The organism is Leifsonia aquatica H1aii, from assembly GCF_000633535.1.
Classification (GTDB): Bacteria; Actinomycetota; Actinomycetes; order Actinomycetales; family Microbacteriaceae; genus Leifsonia; species Leifsonia aquatica_A.
Genome location: NZ_AYMR01000009.1, coordinates 396,996 through 416,716, shown reverse-complemented (window position 1 = coordinate 416,716; position 19,721 = coordinate 396,996). Strand labels below are relative to the sequence as shown.

Annotated in this window: 19 protein-coding genes and 1 tRNA gene; 4 read left to right on the top strand and 16 right to left on the bottom strand. The window is 72.0% G+C overall.

Translation table 11 applies throughout. From position 1 onward, the window contains the following. Nucleotides 1-137: 137 nt before the first annotated feature. Nucleotides 138-464: a hypothetical protein gene (locus U870_RS0110600; RefSeq protein ID WP_025157363.1), complete on the top strand. Its 327-nt coding sequence runs from the start codon at nt 138-140 to the stop codon at nt 462-464. A gap of 30 nt (nt 465-494) precedes the next feature. On the opposite strand, the gene U870_RS0110595 is transcribed toward U870_RS0110600, so the two are convergent. The 8 genes from U870_RS0110595 to U870_RS0110560 form a co-directional block, all read right to left on the bottom strand. Next, nucleotides 495-1,190, bottom strand: coding sequence for an SDR family oxidoreductase (locus U870_RS0110595; protein WP_025157362.1), 696 nt, complete (start codon nt 1,188-1,190; stop codon nt 495-497). Nucleotides 1,191-1,210: 20 nt separating this feature from the next. Further along, nucleotides 1,211-2,701 carry a serine hydrolase domain-containing protein gene (locus tag U870_RS23145; protein WP_025157361.1) on the bottom strand — a complete coding sequence of 497 codons (1,491 nt, stop codon included), beginning with the start codon at nt 2,699-2,701 and terminating at the stop codon, nt 1,211-1,213. 137 nt (nt 2,702-2,838) lie between these two features. Continuing rightward, nucleotides 2,839-2,910, bottom strand: a tRNA-Gln gene (locus U870_RS0110585). Nucleotides 2,911-2,968: 58 nt separating this feature from the next. Continuing rightward, nucleotides 2,969-3,922, bottom strand: coding sequence for an NAD(P)/FAD-dependent oxidoreductase (locus U870_RS0110580; protein ID WP_025157360.1), 954 nt, complete (start codon nt 3,920-3,922; stop codon nt 2,969-2,971). 8 nt (nt 3,923-3,930) lie between these two features. After that, nucleotides 3,931-5,448 carry a glutamate--tRNA ligase gene (gene gltX, locus U870_RS0110575; RefSeq protein WP_025157359.1) on the bottom strand — a complete coding sequence of 506 codons (1,518 nt, stop codon included), beginning with the start codon at nt 5,446-5,448 and terminating at the stop codon, nt 3,931-3,933. 42 nt (nt 5,449-5,490) lie between these two features. Then, on the bottom strand, nt 5,491-6,258 hold the full coding sequence (locus U870_RS0110570; protein ID WP_025157358.1) for a fumarylacetoacetate hydrolase family protein: 768 nt from the start codon (nt 6,256-6,258) through the stop codon (nt 5,491-5,493). Between the two features lies 1 nt (nt 6,259). Beyond that, nucleotides 6,260-7,129, bottom strand: coding sequence for a ketopantoate reductase family protein (locus U870_RS0110565; protein WP_025157357.1), 870 nt, complete (start codon nt 7,127-7,129; stop codon nt 6,260-6,262). Further along, on the bottom strand, nt 7,126-8,070 hold the full coding sequence (locus U870_RS0110560) for a LysR family transcriptional regulator (protein ID WP_025157356.1): 945 nt from the start codon (nt 8,068-8,070) through the stop codon (nt 7,126-7,128). The genes U870_RS0110565 and U870_RS0110560 overlap by 4 nt, the downstream gene beginning before the upstream one ends. Before the next feature lie 81 nt (nt 8,071-8,151). On the opposite strand from U870_RS0110560, the gene U870_RS0110555 reads away from it, so the two are divergent. Then, nucleotides 8,152-9,186, top strand: a complete 1,035-nt coding sequence (locus tag U870_RS0110555; protein ID WP_025157355.1) for an aminotransferase class V-fold PLP-dependent enzyme — start codon at nt 8,152-8,154, stop codon at nt 9,184-9,186. Between the two features lie 147 nt (nt 9,187-9,333). Here the strand turns inward: U870_RS0110555 and U870_RS0110550 are convergent, their stop codons facing one another. From U870_RS0110550 to U870_RS0110540, 3 genes are all read right to left on the bottom strand, one after another. Next, nucleotides 9,334-10,464 carry a branched-chain amino acid aminotransferase gene (locus tag U870_RS0110550; protein WP_025157354.1) on the bottom strand — a complete coding sequence of 377 codons (1,131 nt, stop codon included), beginning with the start codon at nt 10,462-10,464 and terminating at the stop codon, nt 9,334-9,336. Between the two features lie 42 nt (nt 10,465-10,506). Then, nucleotides 10,507-11,562, bottom strand: coding sequence for a 3-isopropylmalate dehydrogenase (locus tag U870_RS0110545; protein WP_025157353.1), 1,056 nt, complete (start codon nt 11,560-11,562; stop codon nt 10,507-10,509). Between the two features lie 84 nt (nt 11,563-11,646). Next, nucleotides 11,647-13,179 carry an MFS transporter gene (locus U870_RS0110540; RefSeq protein ID WP_025157352.1) on the bottom strand — a complete coding sequence of 511 codons (1,533 nt, stop codon included), beginning with the start codon at nt 13,177-13,179 and terminating at the stop codon, nt 11,647-11,649. Nucleotides 13,180-13,239: 60 nt separating this feature from the next. On the opposite strand from U870_RS0110540, the gene U870_RS25055 reads away from it, so the two are divergent. Next, nucleotides 13,240-13,791 (top strand): TetR/AcrR family transcriptional regulator, encoded by a 552-nt coding sequence (locus U870_RS25055; RefSeq protein WP_025157351.1) that lies wholly within the window; start codon nt 13,240-13,242, stop codon nt 13,789-13,791. A 38-nt stretch (nt 13,792-13,829) separates the two neighbouring features. Here U870_RS25055 and U870_RS0110530 read toward each other — a convergent pair whose 3' ends face one another. The 3 genes from U870_RS0110530 to serA form a co-directional block, all read right to left on the bottom strand. Further along, nucleotides 13,830-15,077, bottom strand: coding sequence for an RNA polymerase sigma factor (locus U870_RS0110530; protein WP_025157350.1), 1,248 nt, complete (start codon nt 15,075-15,077; stop codon nt 13,830-13,832). 34 nt (nt 15,078-15,111) lie between these two features. Next, nucleotides 15,112-15,477 carry a YciI family protein gene (locus U870_RS0110525; RefSeq protein ID WP_025157349.1) on the bottom strand — a complete coding sequence of 122 codons (366 nt, stop codon included), beginning with the start codon at nt 15,475-15,477 and terminating at the stop codon, nt 15,112-15,114. Between the two features lie 131 nt (nt 15,478-15,608). Further along, a complete protein-coding gene (serA, locus tag U870_RS0110520) occupies nt 15,609-17,201 on the bottom strand; it encodes a phosphoglycerate dehydrogenase (protein WP_025157348.1) in 1,593 nt (530 codons plus the stop codon). A 139-nt stretch (nt 17,202-17,340) separates the two neighbouring features. Between serA and U870_RS0110515 the strand changes: the two genes are divergently transcribed. After that, entirely contained in the window at nt 17,341-17,730 is a 390-nt protein-coding gene (locus U870_RS0110515; RefSeq protein ID WP_025157347.1) for a DoxX family protein, read from the top strand. Between the two features lie 43 nt (nt 17,731-17,773). On the opposite strand, the gene U870_RS0110510 is transcribed toward U870_RS0110515, so the two are convergent. Both U870_RS0110510 and ilvC read right to left on the bottom strand, forming a co-directional pair. Further along, nucleotides 17,774-18,511: a copper homeostasis protein CutC gene (locus U870_RS0110510; RefSeq protein WP_025157346.1), complete on the bottom strand. Its 738-nt coding sequence runs from the start codon at nt 18,509-18,511 to the stop codon at nt 17,774-17,776. A gap of 113 nt (nt 18,512-18,624) precedes the next feature. Continuing rightward, a complete protein-coding gene (gene ilvC, locus U870_RS0110505; protein WP_025157345.1) occupies nt 18,625-19,653 on the bottom strand; it encodes a ketol-acid reductoisomerase in 1,029 nt (342 codons plus the stop codon). Between the last annotated feature and the right edge of the window lie 68 nt (nt 19,654-19,721).

Here is a 19,721-nt window from a genome sequence, read left to right as displayed (position 1 = left end):
GACCGCGGAATGGGCGCAACGACGTGAACCTCGATCGCCGGGATGACGCGGTCGGCCGCATCGGTCGTCTCCCGGTACGACGGCGACGGCACCCTCGGCCGATCCGGCCGGCGGCGGTCCTGCGTACCGTGGAAGACATGACCACCACTACTGCACCCAACCCCACTGCATCCGCCCCCTCCGGCACCCGGCCCCCGGCCGGCATCGCGCCCCAGCCGGGCACCGGGCGCGGGACCGCGAGCCTCGTGCTCGGGATCTGCTCGCTGCTGGTCGGCTGGACCTTCTTCGCGCCCGTCATCGGGCTGATCCTGGGCGTCTCGTCCCGGGGTCGCGAGCCGTACGCCCGCGGCCGCGCCGGCTGGGGCATCGCCCTCAACCTGCTCGCGATGGGCGTCTGGATCCTGCTGGCGATCTTCGTGATCGCGTTCGGCGGCTTCGCGGCCGTGCAGAGCCTGATCGGCTGACAGCGGCCCCTCGGGGCCGGGCCGGATCGCTCAGCGGCGCCGCATCGGCCGCACGCTGAGCGACTCCACCGTCCCCGCCGGCGGCAGGTCGACGACGGTCCGCACCGTCGCCGCGACCATCTCCGGCGTGATGGTGTACGCCGCGTCGTAGGCGTGTCCTTCCCGGGCGACGAGTGCGCGCTGCATGTCCGTGTCCACGCGGCCCGGATGGATGCTGCTGACGCGCACGCCGTGCGGCCTCTCCTCCTCGCGCAGCGCATCCGTCAGGGCTCGCGCCGCGAACTTCGACGCCGCGTACGGTCCGCCTCCGGCCCCGCTCGTGAGGCCGGAGCCGCTGTTGATCACGACGACCAGGCCCTGCGCGGCGCGCAGCGCGGGCAGCGCGCGGCGGGTGAGCTCGGCCACCGCGAACACGTTCACCTCGAACAGCCGCCGCCAGGTCGCCAGATCGGTGTCCTGCACCGTCCCGCCGTCCTCGAGACCCGCCGAGTGGACCAGCACGTCCAGTCGCTCCGGCAACTCCGGCAGCCCGGGCAGATCGTCCGCGGCCAGATCACCGACGAACGGCTCCCCCGACGGCAGCTGGGCCACCACCGCGTCCACCGCCGCCGCATCCCGGCCGCCGACGAGGACGTGATGGGTGCGGCCGAGATCGCGGGCGATGGCGGCGCCGATGCCGCGGGAGGCGCCGGTGACGAGGGCGAGGGGTCGCGAGGTCGAGGTCATCCCTCGAGCCTAGGCGACCGTCAACGGGCGGAAGCGCCGTCCCGCGTCGCGCGCCGTCTGCGGTCCCGCCGGAGCACCGCGATCCCGATCGCCAGGATCGCCACGGCGCCGAGGGCGTGGCCGATCAGCCCGGAGGTCGTCGCCCCCGTCGCGGCCAGCTCCGCGGGCGCCGCTGGTGCCGCCGGGTCGGTCGCCGGGGTGGTCGGTTGCGGTTCCGGTCCGGGCGTCCCGTCGGCGACCAGCAGGGCGAGCAGCGGGATGGCGAGCTGCTCACCCGTCTCCCGGTGCTTGTTGAACATGGTCGTGACACCCGCGCGCAGGCTCGGGGCGAGGGCGGTGTCGGTGCTGGAGCCGGCCGTGTCGCCGTCCTTGAATGCCCACGGAACGCCGACCTGCCAGGAGGCGGCCGATTTGAGCTCCCACCCCAGGCCCATCCGGAAGTCGACCGTCGTGCAGCCGCGAGGCGGCATGGTGGAGGTGCACGACCGCGTGATGGTGCTGACCGGCTGCAGCGTGTCCTCCAGCGTCCGCACGCCGAGCGGTGCGCCGGCCGGGAGGTACCCGAGGTGCGCGGCGACCCAGGTGCCCATGTCCGTCGCGTCGGAGATGAGCCCGCCTCCTCCGCTCAAGGCGTTGGTGTTATCCCAGGGGAATGCCGGCCGTCCGTCGTCGGTGTACGGCGTCGCAAGGCGCGGTCCCGGAGTCTCGAGCATCGTGGAGGACAGCCCCAGCGCATCCAGGAACACGCCGTCGAGCGCCGCCTGGTAGGCCGGCGGCTGCGGCTCGGGCACGGCCTGCACCACGTTCGCCAGGATCGTCCCGAGCAGGCCGAAGCCCCAGTCCGAGTAGAGCCAGTCGGTGCCCGGCCGCCACGGCAGGGTGTACCCCTGCACCGCGTCCCAGAGCATGGACTGGGTGTAGCCCGGGCGCGGGTTCGCGCACGTCGTGGCGGGTTCGCACCCGCGCTCGAAGTTCGGCGGCAGATCCGACAGCCCCGCCTGGTGGGTGGCGAGATCGCGCAGCGTGATGCGGGTCTTCGCCCCGGTGTCCGGGTCCGTCCATTCGGGAACAATGATCCCGGGCGGCGCGAAGTCCTGCACCGGGTCGTCGAGCGCCACCCGGCCGGACGCGACGAGGAAGGCGAGCAGGTCGGCGGTGAAGATCTTCGATTCCGAGCCGAGCTCGAACTGGGTCGAGGCGTCGACCGGTGTCGGCGATCCCAGCGTCGGGACGCCCGCGGCGAAGGTCGTGATCACCGGCCCCTGCCCGTCTGAGTCCGGCGTGACCACGGCGACGGACAGACCGGGGAGCCCGTTGTCGGTGCGGAACGCCTCCACCCTCCGCTGGATCTCGTCGTGCAGCGCGGGCGTCATCCGGACGACCGGCGCCGGTGTCGCGTCCACCGCGGCGGCCGGGGCCGCAGCGGACGCGGCCAGGCCGACCATCGCGGCCGCTGCGAGGACCGCGGCGACGGAACGGGAACGGCGACGTCTCGTGGGACGAGGGATCACGGCGGACCTCCTTCGCGCGCATATTCGTGCCGAATGTCGACAACGCAACGCCCAAACCCCACATTCGGCACGAATCGCCCATCGGTTAGTCGCGCCGGGCAGCAAAAAAGCTCCGGAAAAACCGGAGCTTGATTTTGCTGGGGTACCTGGACTCGAACCAAGAACAACGGTACCAGAAACCGCCGTGTTGCCAATTACACCATACCCCAAGGGCTTCGGGCCTAGACCCGGGCACGAGAAACAACTCTAGCCTACGCGCGCGACGAACTACAAAACGGCGCGCTCGTCGACCTGCATGCCGATCAGATCGCGGTTGACGGCGGCCGCGACGACCGCTCCGGAGCCCGCCGCGACGATGAGCTGCTGCGGGCCGGGGGCCGTCGTCTCACCGGCGGCGTAGACGCCCGGCAGGGACGTCCGGCCCTGCCGGTCGGTCACGAGATAGCCGTCCGTGTCTCGGTCGAGGTCGAGATCGTCGACGAAGGCGAGGGCCGGAGCCCAGGCGGGACGGACGAATCCGCCGACGCGGTCGATGACGGCGCCGTCGGCCAGACGCACGCCGGTCATGACGCCCTTGTCGCCCACCACGTCGTCGATCGGGCGGCGTTCGACCACGACCCCCAGGCGGGCGAGCGCGCGCTCCTCGTCGGCGCTCACGGGTGCGACGCCGTTCGTGAAGACGACCAGATCGTCGGTCCACTGGGTGAGCAGCAGGGCGCGCTCGGCGAGGTCGGCCGACTCGCCGATCAGGGCGAGCGGCGTGTCCGCCTTCTCGAAGCCGTCGCACTCGACGCAGCTGTGCAGCTGCGTGCCGTAGTAGGCACGGAGGCTGGGGATGGCCGGCATGGTCTCGGTCACGCCGGTCGCGAGCACGAGCGTGTCCGCCACGACGTCGACGTCGGCGCCGCCGCGCACGCCCCGCGCGCGCACCCGGAAGCCGCTGCCCTCCACCTCGACCGAGCCGACCTGAGCGAAGACGACCTCCGCGTTGTCGTAGGCGTCGACCTCCTCGCGGCCGAGCCGGCGCAGTTCCAGGGGCGGCACGCCGTCCCTGGTGAGGAAGCCGCGCGCGATGAGCGTGGCCGCGTGCCGCGGGCGATTGCCGTCCACGACGAGCACGCGCCGGCGGGCGCGCGCGAGGTTGAGGGCGGTCGAGAGGCCGGCGGGGCCTCCGCCGACGACGACGACCTCGACGGAGGCGTGCTCGCTCTGCTCGGGCACCGCTCCCCCTAGACCAGGGACGCCGAGAGCCGGTCGAGCCGGGCGATGGTGTCGGCCTTGCCGAGGATCTCCATCGACTCGAACAGCGGAGGCGAGATGCGACGACCCGAGACGGCGACCCGCAGCGGGCCGAAGGCGACGCGGGGCTTGAGGCCCATCGTCTCGATCAGCGCGTCGCGCAGGGCGCCCTCGATGGCGTCGTGGGTCCACTCGGCCTCGGGGATGTCCTCCAGTGCGCCGAGGGAGGCGGCGAGCACCTCTCCGGTGTTGGCGGGCAGGGAGGCGCGGGCGTCGTCCTCGACGACCAGCGAGGCGGCGTCCGTGAACAGGAAGCCGAGCATCCCCGGCGCCTCGCCGAGCAGCTGCATGCGCTCCTGGACGAGCGGAGCGGCCTCCGCGAGGATGGCGCGCTGCGCGTCACTGAGGGGCTCGGTGAGCACGCCGGCGGCCACCAGATACGGGATGGTGCGCTCGGCGAAGTCGCCGACCTCGAGCAGGCGGATGTGGTCGCCGTTGATCGACTCGGCCTTCTTCAGGTCGAAGCGTGCCGGGTTCGGGTTCACGTCGGCGACGTCGAAGGCGGCGACCATCTCGGCCGTCGAGAACACGTCGCGGTCGTGGCTGAGCGACCAACCGAGCAGGGCGAGGTAGTTCACCAGGCCCTCGGGGATGAAGCCGCGGTCGCGGTGGTGGAACAGGTTCGACTCGGGGTCGCGCTTGGAGAGCTTCTTGTTGCCCTCGCCCATCACGTACGGCAGGTGGCCGAAGCGCGGCACGAACGTCGTCACGCCGGCATCGATCAGCGCGTGATAGAGCGCGATCTGGCGCGGGGTGGACGAGAGCAGGTCCTCGCCGCGGAGCACGTGCGTGACGCCCATGAGCGCGTCGTCCACGGGGTTCACGAACGTGTAGAGCGGCTGGCCGTTGGGGCGCACCACGACGAAGTCGCTGAACGAGCCGGCGGGGAAGGTGATCTCGCCGCGCACCAGGTCGTCGAAGCTGAGGTCGTCGTCGGGAACCCGCAGGCGCAGGGCGGGCTCGCGGCCCTCGGCCCGGTAGGCGGCCTTCTGGTCGTCCGTGAGGTCGCGCTCGAAGTTGTCGTAGCCGAGCTTCGAGTCGCGGCCGAGGGAGACGTTGCGCGCCTCGATCTCCTCGCCGGTGGCGAAGCTCTCGTAGATGTGGCCGGAGGCGACCAGGCGCTCGATCAGGTCGCGGTAGATGTCTCCGCGCTGCGACTGCCGGTACGGTCCGTGCGGGCCGCCGACGTTCACGCCTTCGTCCCAGTCCAGCTTCAGCCACGTGAGGGCGTCGATGATCTGCCCGTAGCTCTCCTCGCTGTCGCGGGCCGCGTCGGTGTCCTCGATGCGGAAGATGAGCTTGCCGCCGGTGTGCCGCGCGTACGCCCAGTTGAACAGGGCGGTGCGGATCAGCCCGACGTGCGGGGTGCCGGTCGGCGACGGGCAGAAGCGGACGCGGACGTCCGAGCCGGTGGCCGTGGAGAAGGGGTGCGAGGCGTTGTCTGACATACCGCTCCCAATCCTACCGGGGAGCGGTCGTCCCGGTCGTCTCTACTTGGGGGTGCGGACGGGGTTCACGAGGGAGCCGACGCCCTCGACCTCCACCTCGACCGTGTCGCCCGCGACGATCGGCCCGACCCCGGCCGGCGTGCCGGTCAGGATCACGTCGCCGGGCAGCAGGGTGAAGACACTGGAGGCGTAGGCGATGATCGACGGGATGTCGTGGACCATCTCGGAGATGCGCGCCTCCTGCTTCAGCTCGCCGTTGACGCGGGTGCGCAGGAACGCCTCCGGGTCCAGCTCGGTCTCGATCACCGGGCCGAGCGGGCAGAAGGTGTCGAAGCCCTTCGCGCGCGTCCACTGGCCGTCCGTCTTCTGGAGGTCGCGGGCGGTCACGTCGTTGGCGACGGTGTACCCGAAGATGTGCTCGTGGGCCTTCGCCTCCGGCACGTTGCGGGCGATCTTGCCGATGACCACGGCCAGCTCGCCCTCGAACTCCACGCGCTCCGACTGCGGCGGCAGCAGGATGGCGTCGCCGAGGCCGATCACGGACGTGTTCGGCTTGAGGAAGAGCAGCGGCTCCGCCGGCGCCTCTCCGCCCATCTCCGCGGCGTGGTCGCGGTAGTTCTTGCCGACCGCCACCACCTTCGAGCGCGGGATGACCGGCGCGAGCAGCGCGCCGACCTTGCCGAGCGGCACGCGCTCGCCGGTGGTGTCGAAGCCGGCGAACATGGGGTCCCCGGCGAGGACGACGAGGGCGTCCTCGTCGACGATCCCGTAGTCGATGGCGCCATCGTGGCTGAATCGTGCGATCTTCACCCTACGAGCCTAGCGCCGCCACGATCCGGGCGATCGCGGGCGTCGGCACGCCGTCGCGCTCTCCGATGCGCAGCAACGCTCCCCCGATGGCGTCGAGCTCGCTCGGGGCGCCGGCGGCGAGGTCCTCCTGGAGCGAGGTTCGCATCCCGCCCGGAACGCTCCCGAGCACCCGCATCAGGTCGAGCGCCGTCGCCGGCACGCCCTCGGCGGTGGAGCAGGCGGCGATCTCGGCGACGACCGCCTCCGTGAGCTCCGGGTCCTCGCTCAGGGCGGTGCCCGCGGGCTGCCGCCAGTACGAGGTGAGGAGGGCGAGGCTGGAGAGCATCCGGAATTTGGCCCACAGCACCTCGGCCTCGCTGCCCTGGGCGCGCACCCGCGGACCGGCTCCGTCGAGCGCACGCACTGCGGCGAACCCGGATGCCGCCTCCGGCGCCTCGACGTTCACGAAGGGGCTGCGGTGGTCGATCACCGTCGGCGAGATCCGCAGGGCGGAGACGGCGACGGAGGCGCCCGCGACCGGGACGTCCGGCAGCGCCGCACGCAGCGGGCCGACGTGCTCGACGCCGTTCAGGAACGAGACGACCTCGACCGGCCGCGACGCCGCGATGTCGGGGAGGACCGCCTCGAGACCGTAGGCCTTCGTCGCGAGGATGACGCTCGCTCCGGCCGGGACGACCGTGTCGGCCGGCACCCGTTCGACGCCGTCGCCGAACTGCGCGCTGCGCACCTCGATGCCGTCCGCGCGCAGTGCCGCGACGGTCGCCGGCCGGCCCACCGCGATCACGTCGTGCCCCGCCCGATGAAGCAGCCAGGCCAGCAGGCCGCCGACGGCGCCCGGACCGACCACCGCGAATACCGTGTCGTCGCTCATGCCACCGATGCTAGCCGCCACTCGTCGACCTCCAGCCCGGCGATGGCCGCGGCGGTGGTGGCGATGGCGGGGACGACGTCGGCTCCCGCCGCTCCCACGAGGTTGATGGTGCGGTGGTCCCGGTTGCCCGTGGAGCGCAGCACGACGCCCGCCTGCGCCCCCGCCGACCCGACGGCCAGTCCCGGGAGGAGGGCGACGCCCATCCCCTCGGCCACCATCCGCAGCACTGCGACGAAGTTGTCGGTCTCGTACGCGATGCGCGGCTCGTAGCCGCGGCCGGCCGTCAGCTCCAGCAGGTGACCCCGGCAGCGGGGGCAGCCGCCGATCCACGCCTCCGCCGCCAGGTCCGCCAGGTCGACGCGCTCGTGCCCGGCCAGCCGGTGACCGGCCGGCAGGGCGACCAGCATCTCGTCGCGCCAGAGCGGTGCGACCGCGAGGCCGCGGGCGCTCTCGCGGTGCGGGTCGACCCGGTCTCCCGGATAGCCGAACGTGATCGCGAGGTCGGCGGTCTGGGCGCGCACCGCGGCGACCGCCTCGGGCGGCTCCGCCTCGAGGTAGGTGATGCGCACTCCGGGATGCGTCGCCTCCATCGTGCTCAGCAGCCGCGGCACGATCGACGACGACGCGGACGGGAATCCGGCGAGGCGCACCCGGCCGGTGCGCAGCCCGCGCAGGTCGTCGAGCTCGCCCGCCGCGGCATCGAGTGCCGTCGTGACCGTGAGCGCGTGGCGGGCGAGCACGCGGCCCGCCTCGGTCAACCGCACCCCGCGTCCGGCGCGGGTGACCACCGGAAGCCCGATGCGCGCCTCCAGCCGGCGCAGGTGCTGACTGATGGCGGGCTGGCTGTAGCCGAGCGCGTCCGCGGCACGGGTGATCGAGCCTTCGTCGGCGATCGCGCGGACCACCCGCAGGCTGTGCGAGTCGAGGTCGTCGGGGAGCATACGGCAATCATAAGCGATCCGTATGTTTTCGATTCAATACCTGCTCTGGTGCGATGTATGACGATGCCTCACCGTGGAACCATGACCGCACTGCACGACCGCTTCCCCGCCGGCGCCGGCTACCTCGCCGCCTGCACGCAGGGCCTGCCGACGCACGAGACGGTCGCGGCCGGCCGCGCCGACCTGGAGCGCTGGGCGGCCGGGGCGTCCTCCCCCGTCGACTACGACGACGCCGTCCGCCGCGCCCGCGCCTCCTTCGCCCGCCTCGCCGGCGTCCCGGTGGAGGCGGTGGCGATCGGATCCCAGGTCTCCGTCCTGGCGGGCCTCGTCGCCGCCTCGGTCCCCGACGGGGCCACGGTGCTCTGCGCCGACGGCGACTTCGCGTCGATGGTGGCTCCTTTCCACGCCCAGGCGCATCGCGGGGTCGTCGTGCGCTCCGTCCCGCTCGAGGCTCTGCCCGACTCCGTCGACGACGACACCTGGCTGGTCGCGTTCTCCCTGGTGCAGTCGGCGACCGGGGCGATCGCCGACGCCGACGCGCTGCTCGAGGCATGCGCGCGCACCGGGACCCGCACCTTCGCCGACCTCACGCAGGCGCTCGGCTGGCTCCCGGTCGACGCCTCCCGCTTCGACGTGACCGCGACCCACGCCTACAAGTGGCTGTGCGCCCCGCGCGGTTCGGCCTTCCTCACCGTCGGGGACCGGATGCGCACCGCGCTCGTCCCGGTGCACGCCGGCTGGTTCGCCGGGGAGGACCCGTGGAGCTCGTGCTACGGGCCGCTGGCGGAGCCGGCCTCCAGCGCGCGCCGCTTCGACGTCTCGCCGGCCTGGCCCGTCTGGCCGGGGACCGCTGCCGCTCTCGCACTGTTCGACGAGCTCGACCCGACGGAGGTCCACGCCCACGCCACCGGGCTGGGCGACGCGTTCGCCGACGGGCTCGGCCTCGATGTGCGAGGGCGGGCGATCGTCACCTGGCCGGATGCCGAGGGCACGGCGCTCGCCGCCCTCACCGCCGGCGGGCTGCGCGCCTCCGGACGCGCCGGGCGCGCCCGCGTCGCGTTCCACCTCTGGAACACCACGGACGACGTCGAGGCGGCCCTGCGCCTGCTCCGCTGATCGGCGGGCGGCATCGGAGGAACTCCCGAGCGTCATCCCCCCGATCCAACGGCAACGGAGGAGACCGCGGCCGTCCGGGCCGCGATCTCCTCCGTTGACTGCTCTCGTCCGGCGTGCCGGGCGAGGACTCCTCCGATGGCCTCCGGGCTACGCGTCGAGGCGCGTCATCCAGTTGTGCCGGTCGTGGACGCGGCCGTACTGGATGTCGGTGAGCTCCTGGCGCAGCGCCATCGTCAGCTCACCGGGAGGCGCGGTGATGTCGCCGACGGTGAAGGTGTCCGACTTGAGCTCGCCGATCGGGGTGATCACCGCGGCCGTGCCGCAGGCGAACACCTCGACGATGTCGCCGCTCTCGACGCCGTCGCGCCACTCGTCGATCGTCACCCGGCGGCGCTCGACCCGGTGGCCGCGATCACGCGCGAGCTGCAGAATCGAGTCCAGCGTGATGCCCTCCAGGATGCTGTCGGACTCCGGGGTCACCACCGTGCCGTCCTTGTAGACGAGCACCACGTTCATCCCGCCGAGCTCTTCGAGGTATCGGCCCTCGACCGAGTCGAGGAACAGCACCTGCGCGCAGCCGTGCTCGGCCGCCTCGGCCTGCGGCAGGAGGCTGGAGGCGTAGTTGCCGCCGGTCTTCGCCGCCCCGGTGCCGCCGTGGCCGGCGCGCGACCAGCGGTCGGACAGCCAGATCGAGACGGGTGCGACGCCGCCCGAGAAGTAGGCGCCCGCCGGGCTCGCGATCAGGTAGTACGCGACCTTGTTCGCCGGGCGCACGCCCAGGAACGCCTCCTTGGCGAACATGAACGGACGCAGGTAGAGGCTGGTCTCCGGCGCGGTCGGCACCCAATCGCCGTCCACCGCGACGAGCTGCTTCAACGAGTCGAGGAAGTGCTCGACCGGGAGTTCGGGCAGCGCCAGGCGGTAGGCCGAGCGCTGCATGCGGGCGGCGTTGGCCTCCGGGCGGAATGTCCAGATCGAGCCGTCCTCGTGGCGGTACGCCTTCAGCCCCTCGAAGATCTCCTGCGCGTAGTGCAGCACGGCGGCCGACGGGTCGAGCTGGATCGGGCCGTACGGGGAGACGCGCGGCCGGTGCCAGCCTCCCTTCGCCGACCAGCAGATGTCGACCATGTGGTCGGTGAAGTGGTTGCCGAAACCGGGATCGGCGAGGATCTCCTCGCGCTCGGCGGCGTCGCGCGCCGCCTCGTTGCGGGTGACCTGCCAGAGCAGGCCGCTCGTCTCGGTGGGGCCGCTGGTGAGGGAGATGCTGGTAGAAGTCATGAGAGTCCTTTGCGCTGCCTGCCTGCGGTGAAGCAGGGTGATCTAATTCTGCGCCACCCGGGCGGCGATCGCGTCGCCGATCTCGGCGGTCGTGCGCTGCGCCCCGCTGCGGGAGGCCAGGTCGGCGGACACCGCCTGCTCCACGCGGGTCGCCTGGTCCTGGGCGCCGAGATGGCGGAGGAGGAGTGCGACGGAGAGGATCGCGGCGGTGGGGTCGGCCTTCTGCTGGCCGGCGATGTCCGGAGCCGATCCGTGAACCGGTTCGAACATGCTCGGGAATGCGCCGGCGGGGTTGATGTTGCCCGACGCTGCCAGCCCGATGCCGCCGCTGATCGCGGCCGCGAGGTCGGTGAGGATGTCGCCGAAGAGGTTGTCCGTGACGATCACGTCAAATCTAGCAGGGTCGGTGACCAGGAAGATCGTCGCCGCGTCGACGTGAAGGTAGTCCACCGTGACGTCAGGGTGTTCGGTGGCGACCTCGTCGACGATGCGCTTCCACAGACCGCCCGCGAAGGTGAGCACGTTCGTCTTGTGCACGAGCGTCAGCGTCTTGCGCCGGGCCGCGGCCTGCTCGAAGGCGAACCGCACCACGCGCTCCACCCCGAACGCGGTGTTGACGGAGACCTCGTTGGCGATCTCGTGCGGCGTCCCCTGGCGGATGGCGCCGCCGTTGCCGACGTACGGTCCCTCCGTGCCCTCGCGGACGACGACGAAGTCGACCGCCCCGGGATCGGCCAGCGGGCTGGCGATGCCGGGGAACAGCGTGGTCGGCCGCAGGTTCACGTAGTGGTCGAGCGAGAAGCGCAGTCTCAGCAGCAGGCCGCGCTCGATGTTCGCGCCGGCGAGCCGCGGATCCCCGGGCTTCCCGCCGACCGCACCGAGGAGGATCGCGTCGTGCGCGGCGATGGCCGCCAGGTCGTCGTCCGTCAGAACGTCGCCGGTGGCCAGGTAGCGGTCGGCGCCGAGCGAGAAGTGCGTCTTCTCGAAGGCGAGACCGCTGTCGGCGCTCACCGCGTCGAGGACCTTGACCGCCTCGGCGATCACCTCCGGCCCGATCCCGTCTCCGGGGATGACGGCGAGTTTGACGGTCTGGGACATGGCACTCCTGCGTGGTCGATGGCGGACACCCCCACATTACCGGCCGGACGGCGCCCGTCGGGCGGCGCCGCCGAGTGCCGCCCGTCAGCCGCGGAGGCGGCGGAGCGAGACCACCGCGAGCACCGCGGCCGCCGCCATCAGCCCGACCCCGATCCCGGCGGTCAGGCCGACGCCGGAGTCGAAGGCGGCGCGCGCCGAGGCGAGCAGCTGCTCCCCCAGCTCGGCCGGGAGCTGGCCGGCGACCGTCGTCGCACCACCCAGGGTCTCTCCCGCGGCGTGCGTCTGTGCCCCGGTCAGGCCGCTCGGCAGCACGACCGCCGAGCGGTAGGAGGCGGTGAGGATGGTGCCGAGCGTCGCCGTCCCCAACACCGCTCCGAGCTCGTACGCCGTCTCGGAGACCGCGGAGGCCGCCCCCGCCTTCTCGGCGGGCGCGCTGGTCAGGATCAGTTCGTTGGACACCGTCTCCGCCGCACCGATCCCCAGCCCGAGGAGCATGAACGACAGCATCAGGGTGCCGGTCTGCGCGTCGCCTCCGGAGAGCGCGATGACCAGATAGCCGACCGCCGAGATCGAAAGCGCGACCGGGACGACGATCGACGGACGCACCCGCCGTGCGATCGGGACGACGACGAGGCCGGCGACGATCATGACCGCGAGCCCGGGGAGCAGCACGAGTCCCGACTCGATCGGACTGAGCCCGAGCACGAGCTGCAGGTGCTGCGAGACGAAGAACAGGTAGCCGACGAGCGACACCACGCTCAGCAGGTTGATGAGCACCGCACCGCTGAACGAGGCGCGCCGGAAGAGACGCATGTCGAGCATCGGGATCGGGCGGCGCAGCTGCCGACGCACGAACAGCCAGCCGGCGACCACACCGATCGCGATCGCGAGTACGCCGACGACCGAGAGCCCCTCCGATGCCAGCGACTTGATGCCGTAGACGACGGGAGCCATGGCGAGCAGCGAGAGCAGGATGCTCGGCACGTCGATCGGCCCCGGGTTCGGGTCACGCGACTCGCGCACCAGCAGCGGGGTGAGCACGAGCAGCGGAATGAGCACCGGCACGGCGAGCAGGAAGACGGAGCCCCACCAGAAGTGCTCGATCAGCAGTCCGCCGACGATCGGGCCGAGGGCCGAGCCGGCGGCGAAGCCCGATGCCCACACGGCGATCGCCAGCCGCCGCTGCTCGCGGTCGACGAAGACGCTCCGCAGCAGCGACAGCGTGGACGGCATCAGCATCGCGCCGAAGAAGCCGAGGCTGGCGCGGGCGGCGATCAGCAGCTCCGTGGTGGGAGCGAACGCCGCGCCCACGGAGACGAGCGCGAAGCCGGTCGCGCCGATCAGCAGCAGCTTCCGGCGGCCGATGCGGTCCCCCAGGCTGCCCATCGAGACGAGCAGGCCGGCGAGGACGAGCGGGTAGGCGTCGATGATCCAGAGCATCCCTGTGCCGCTCGGCTCGAGCGCCTGCGAGATGGCGGGCAGCGCGAAGCTCAGCACGGTGTTGTCGACCGAGACCAGGAGGACGGGGAGCATCAGGACGGCGAGCGCCACCCATTCGCGCGCACCGGCGCGCGGGGCGGCGGTGGTCGCGGGCAGGGTGGAGTTCGGCGTGGACATGACCTCTACTGTACCGTCTGGACGGTACAGTAATCAACCCCGAACGGCTAGCATGGCGGCATGGCCGAAATCCCCTCCGCCCGCGACCGCATCCTCGACGCCTTCGAGGAGCTGCTCGGCGAGCAGAGCGAACGGGCCGCGACGCTCGACGCCGTCGCCGCGCGCGCCGGCGTCTCCAAGGGCGGCCTGCTCTACCACTTCGCCTCCAAGGACGCGATGGTGGACGGCGTCCTCGCCCGGCTGAGCGGCCATGTGGAGGCGGACCTGGAACGGATGCGTTCGGCGCCCGAAGGACCGGTGGACTACTTCATCCGCACCTCCATCCCGACCGACAACGACCTCGAGCGCTCCATCGTCGCCGTCGCCCGCCTGGCGCAGAGCGCGGACAACCGGGCGCGGGATGCACTCGCCTCGATGCAGCGCGCCTGGCTCGGCATCCTGGAGTCCTCGGTGGGCGACCCGCTCGTCGCACGGATCATCATGCTCATCGGCGACGGGATGTACTACAACACGGCCCTGCTCCCGGACACGAACGCCGTGCTGCGGGGCGAGACCGACCTCGACCGGGTGATCGAGCTGGTCAAGCGGCTGGCAGACGACCCCGCCGACTGATCCCGACTGATCCCGACTGATCCGGGCCGGGACCGGCCTCACGTACTCCGCTGCTCGGCCAGGCGGCGCGTGAGGAATCGCCGGACACGCTCGTCGGCCGTCGCGTCGATCGCGTGCGCGTAGGCCGCTGCCGCCTCCGCCCTGCCCGCCGCACGCAGCAGATCCGCTCGAACGGCGAGGGTCTGGGCGGCGACGACGCCGTCGAACAGCTCGGGCCGTGCGTCCAGTTCCGCGACCGCGGCGTCCGGTCCGACGTCCGGGCTGTACCCCCGCGCGACGGCCCGGCCGAGCTGCGCCACCGCGGACGGCCACTCCAGCACCAGCCCGTCGTACAGGCGCGCGATGGCCGGCCAGTCGGTCGCGGCCCACGTCGGCGCGATGCCGTGGAGGCCGGCGATCGCGGCCTGCAGGGCGAACCGGCCGGGCAGCCCGCCGGGCGTGCCGGTCAGCGCGAGCGTCGCCAGTCGCTCGCCCTCGTCGAGCATCGCGCGGTCCCAGAGCGACCGGTCCGCCTCCGCGAGCGTGACGAACTCGTCGACGGCGGACAGCCGCGTCGTCTGGCGCGCTTCGGTCAGCAGGAGGAGCGCGAGCAGCCCCGCAGCCTCCGGGTCTCCGGGACGGATGCGTCGCGCGTCGCGTGCCAGCTCGATCGCGTCCGTCCGCAACCGGCCGTCGGCGCGGGCGTGACCGACCGTGTACAGCAGATAGACCGTGGTCAGCGCGTCCGGCAGCCGCGCGCTCCGTTCGCGGGGATCGTCCGCGGCGAAGCGCAGTCGCGAGTCGTGGATCCTCTTCTTCGCCCGTGTCAGCCGCGCCGCCATCGTCGGCTCCGGCACCAGGAAGACCTCGGCGACCTGTGCCGTCGGCACCGCGCACACGAACCGCAGCGCGAGGGCGACCCGCGTCTCCTCGGCCACCTCGGGGTGGCACACCAGCAGGATGAGCTCGAGCCGCTCGTCCCCGGTGAACACGTCGTCCGTCCGCATGTCGGCCTCCGCCGCTCGCGCCGCCGCCTCGCGCCCCGCCTCCTCGGCCGCGAGCACAGGAAGGGCGCGCGCCGCCGTGGCCTCGCGGCGCCGCAGGTCGACGGCGATCCGCCGCGCGACCGTGGTTATCCACGCTGCGGGATTCGACGGCTCGCGACCCGCGGCGGCCTCCGCGAGGGCGCGGGCGAACGCCTCCTGCACCGCGTCCTCCGCGAGCTGGAGGTCGCCGACGGAACGTGCGACGGCGCCCAGGATGCGCGGCGCCTCGGTGCGGTACGCGCGCTCGATGGCGGTGGTCACAGCTCATTCAAACAAGCTGCGACCACCGGCACAATCAGTTGACGCGATCCAGGACGAGCACCGGGTAGAGCTCGATCCAGCCCTCCGTCGGGACGAGCGCGGCGAGTTCCTTCGCCTGCTCCGGGCTCGACGCGGTGAAGCCGTAGAAGCCCGTGACGACCTCCCGGGTCTCGCCGAACGGCCCGTCGGTGATCAGGGGTGCTTCGCCGGCTCGCGGGGTGATCTTCGTCGCGGCGCTCACGGGCTGGAGGGCGTTGCTCGCGAGGATCTTCTCCCCCGCCGCCTCCACCGCCTCCTGGAACGCCCGGTGGCCGGCCATCCCGGCCTCCCACTCCTCGGCGGTCATCGCCGTCGGATCCCAGTTGGGCTCCCGGATGAGCAGGACGTACTCCTCGGACATGATGTCTCCTTGCGTCTCGCGCGCCTGCGCGCTCTGATGTGAACACCAGTACGACGTCAGTCAACCGCGGAAATCGACAACCCGCCGGAAAAACTTCTCCGGCGGGCTGTCGAACGGTCGATCGGGAGCGATCAGGACTCGGTGATGTCGATCTCCTGCATGAGGTCGGCGTCGATCGCGACGCGCACCTTCTCGAGCAGCCCCTCGGGCACGCGCGAGTCGACGGTCAGGACGCTGAGCGCCTTGCCGCCGGCCGAGGTGCGGGCGATCTGCATGCCGGCGATGTTGATCGACGACTCGCCGAACTCGCGGCCGTAGACGGCGACGATGCCGGGCCGGTCGTCGTAGACCATGACGATGAGGTGCTCGGCGATCGGCACCTCGACGTCGTAGCCGTTGATCTCGACGACCTTCTCGATCTGCTTCGTTCCGGTGAGCGTGCCAGAGACCGAGACCTGCGATCCGTCGCTCAGCGCCCCGCGCAGCGTGATCAGGTTGCGGTACTCCTCGCTCACCGAGTCGGTGATCAGGCGCACCTCGATGCCGCGCTGCTCGGCGAGCAGCGGAGCGTTCACGTACGACACGGTCTCGCTCACGATGTTGGTGAAGATGCCCTTCAGGGCCGCGAGCTTCAGCACGCTCACGTCGTAGTCGACGAGCTCGCCGCGCACCTCGACATCGATGCTGGTGAGCGGGCTGTGGGCGAGACCGGAGAACACCTGGCCGAGCTTCTCGACCAGCGGGATGCCCGGGCGCACGTACGGGTCGATGACGCCGCCGGCGACGTTGACCGCGTCCGGGACGAGCTCGCCCGAGAGGGCGAGGCGCACCGAGCGCGCGACCGAGACGCCGGCCTTCTCCTGGGCCTCATCGGTGGACGCGCCGAGGTGCGGCGTGACGATGACGTTCTCGAGGGCGAGCAGGGGCGACTCGGTCGGCGGCTCGCTGACGAACACGTCGAGGCCGGCGCCGGCGATCGAGCCGGAGGTGAGGGCGCGGTGGAGTGCGTCCTCGTCGATCAGGCCGCCACGGGCGACGTTGACGATGAACGCCGTCTCCTTCATGAGCGCGAGCTGGTCGTCGCTGATCATGCCGGTCGTCTCGGGCGTCTTCGGCATGTGGATGGTGATGAAGTCGGCCTCGGCGAGGAGCTCGTCGAGGGTCACCAACTGCACGCCCAGCTGCTGGGCGCGCGCCGACGTGACGTAGGGGTCGTACGCGATCACCTTCGTGCCGAACGCCTGCAGGCGGGCGGTGATGAGCGCTCCGATCCGGCCGAGGCCGATGATGCCGATGGTCTTCTCATACAGCTCGACGCCGGTGTACTTCGAGCGCTTCCACTGACCCTGCGCCAGCGCGCTGTGGGCGGCCGGGATGTGGCGGGCGAGGCTCAGGATGTGGCCGACGGTGAGCTCGGCCGCCGAGATGATGTTGGAGGTCGGGGCGTTCACGACCATGACGCCGGCGGTGGTGGCCGACTTGATGTCCACGTTGTCGAGCCCGACGCCGGCCCGGGCGACGACCCTGAGCTTCGGTGCGGCGGCGATGACCTCGGCGTCGACCTTGGTGGCGGAGCGGACCAGGATCGCATCGGCATCCGCGACCGCGGCGAGCAGTGCCGGACGGTCGGTCCCGTCGACAGAGCGGATCTCGAAGTCGGGCCCGAGGGCGTCGACGGTGGCGGGCGAGAGTTCTTCGGCGATCAGGACGACCGGCTTTGTCACGTGGCAGATTCCTTCGAGTGCAGGGCTGGCTTGGGAATGAAGAGCGCCACGGGCGTTGGGGCGCGGGTCCGGCTTAACTCTAGCGGCCACGCGGGGCCTGCTTTCGCCGCGTTACGGCCGCCCGGGGGAGGATGGGGCGATGAGCGTGTTCGAGATCGTCCAACTCGTGACCAGGGTGGCTCTGGCGGTGGTCTTCGTCGTGATGGGCGCCCTGCACTTCGTCCCGGGGCCCGCGCGCGGGATGGCCGCCATGATCCCGCCGGCCCTGCGCGGGACGGGCGTGCTCGCACCTCCGGTGCTGGTGGCGTTCACCGGCGTCTGCGAGCTGGCGGGCGGCGTCGGTCTCCTCGTGCCGGCCACGCGCGTCGCCGCGGCGGTCTGCCTGGTCGTGTTCCTCATCGCCGTGTTCCCGGCGAACGCCTACGCGGCCCGGCACCCGCAACGGTTCGGCGCGTTCGGGACTCCCCTGGTCCCGCGCGCGCTCCTGCAGCTGCTGCTGATCGGTCTCTGCGTCGTCTGCGCGCTCTGAGGGGTGGGCGCGGTGCCGGGACGGAGTGCCTGCGCGTGACCGTCTACCCGCGCGCGAGCCCGGCGGCGGCCACCGCGGCGTGCACGACCGACGGGTCGGTGATGTCGTAGGCGGTGTCGCCGCCGCCCGGACCGCTGGGGGCGCCGTGCACGGTGTCGCGCGCCGAGAGGTGCACCGCGTCGACCCCCGCGGTGACGAGGGCCGGGATGTCGTCGACCCGCACTCCCCCGCCCGCCATGATCTGCACGCGGCCCGCCGCCCGCGCGACGAGTCCGGCGAGCACCGCCGCGCCGTCGATGCTGCGCGGCGCACCGCCCGAGGTCAGCACCCGGGTCACCCCGAGGGAGGCCAGCGTCGCCACGGCGGTCGCGGGGTCGGCCACGATGTCCAGGGCGCGGTGGAAGGTCACCTCCAGGCCGTCCGCGGCGGCGACGAGTCGCTCGATCGCAGGCAGGTCGAGCGCGCCCCGGTCGTCGAGGGCGCCGACGACGACGCCGCCGGCCCCCGCCTCACGGGCGAAGCGGACGTCCGCCAGCATGGTCGCCAGCTCGTCCTCCGCGTAGACGAATCCCCCGCCGCGGGGGCGAACCAGCACGTGCACGAAGCGAGGGCGGGAGGCCGACTCGGCCAGCTCGACGGCACTGCGCAGCAGGCCGGCCGACGGCGTCAGCCCCCCGAGTCCGAGCGCGGAGCAGAGCTCGACCCGGTCGGCGCCCTCCGCGAGGGCGATGCGCACGCCGGGCGCATCCTGCACGGCGATCTCGACGGCCGGACGGGGCATGGTGGATCCTCTCGACGACGAAGGGGTGCCGCGCTCCGCTCCCGTCGGAACGGAAGGAACGCGGCACCCCTCAGGCTAGCCTGCCGTCATGCGGCAGCGGTCGGTGCGCTGGGTCAGCGCGCGACCTCGCCGTCCACGTAGTCGTCGTCGTTCGACGCGTTCCAGGCGAACAGCTTGCGCAGCTCGCGGCCGGTCGCCTCGATCGGGTGCTGCTCGCCCTTCTTGCGCAGTGCGAGGAACTCCGGCGCACCGGCGTCCTGGTCCGCGATGAAGCGCTCGGCGAACGCGCCGGACTGGATGTCGGCGAGAACGGCCTGCATGTTCTCCTTGACGTGCGGGTCGATGACGCGCGGTCCGGAGACGTAGTCGCCGTACTCGGCCGTGTCGGAGACGCTCCAGCGCTGCTTGGCGATGCCGCCCTCCCACATCAGGTCCACGATGAGCTTGAGCTCGTGCAGCACCTCGAAGTAGGCGACCTGCGGCTGGTAGCCGGCCTCGGTCAGGGTCTCGAAGCCGTACTGGACGAGCTGCGACACTCCGCCGCAGAGCACGGCCTGCTCGCCGAACAGGTCGGTCTCGGTCTCCTCGGTGAAGGTGGTCTTGATGCCGCCGGCGCGCAGTCCGCCGATGCCCTTGGCGTAGCTGAGCACGAGGGGCCACGCGTTGCCGGTGGCGTCCTTCTCGACGGCGACGATCACGGGGACGCCACGGCCGGCCTCGTACTCGCGGCGCACGGTGTGGCCCGGGCCCTTCGGCGCGACCATGATGACGTCGACGCCTTCGGGGGCCTCGATGTAGCCGAAGCGGATGTTGAAGCCGTGACCGAAGACGAGCGCGTTGCCCTCTTCGATGTTCGGCTGGATGTCCTCGGCGTACAGGTGGCGCTGCACCTGGTCCGGGGCGAGGATGACGACCACGTCGGCCCACTGGGCGGCGTCGGCGGCGCTGAGGACGCGGAAGCCCGCCTCCTCGGCCTTCGGCTTCGACTTCGAGCCGTCCTTCAGGCCGATGACGACCTCGACGCCCGAGTCGCGGAGGTTCTGCGCGTGCGCGTGACCCTGCGAGCCGTAGCCGATGACGGCGACCTTCTTGCCCTGGATGATCGAGAGGTCTGCGTCGTTGTCGTAATAGATCTCAGCCACTGGGGGATTCTCCTTCGTACGTGTTTCTGACTGCTTCTGAGTTCGGACTGCTTCTGCCGCCGCCGGGG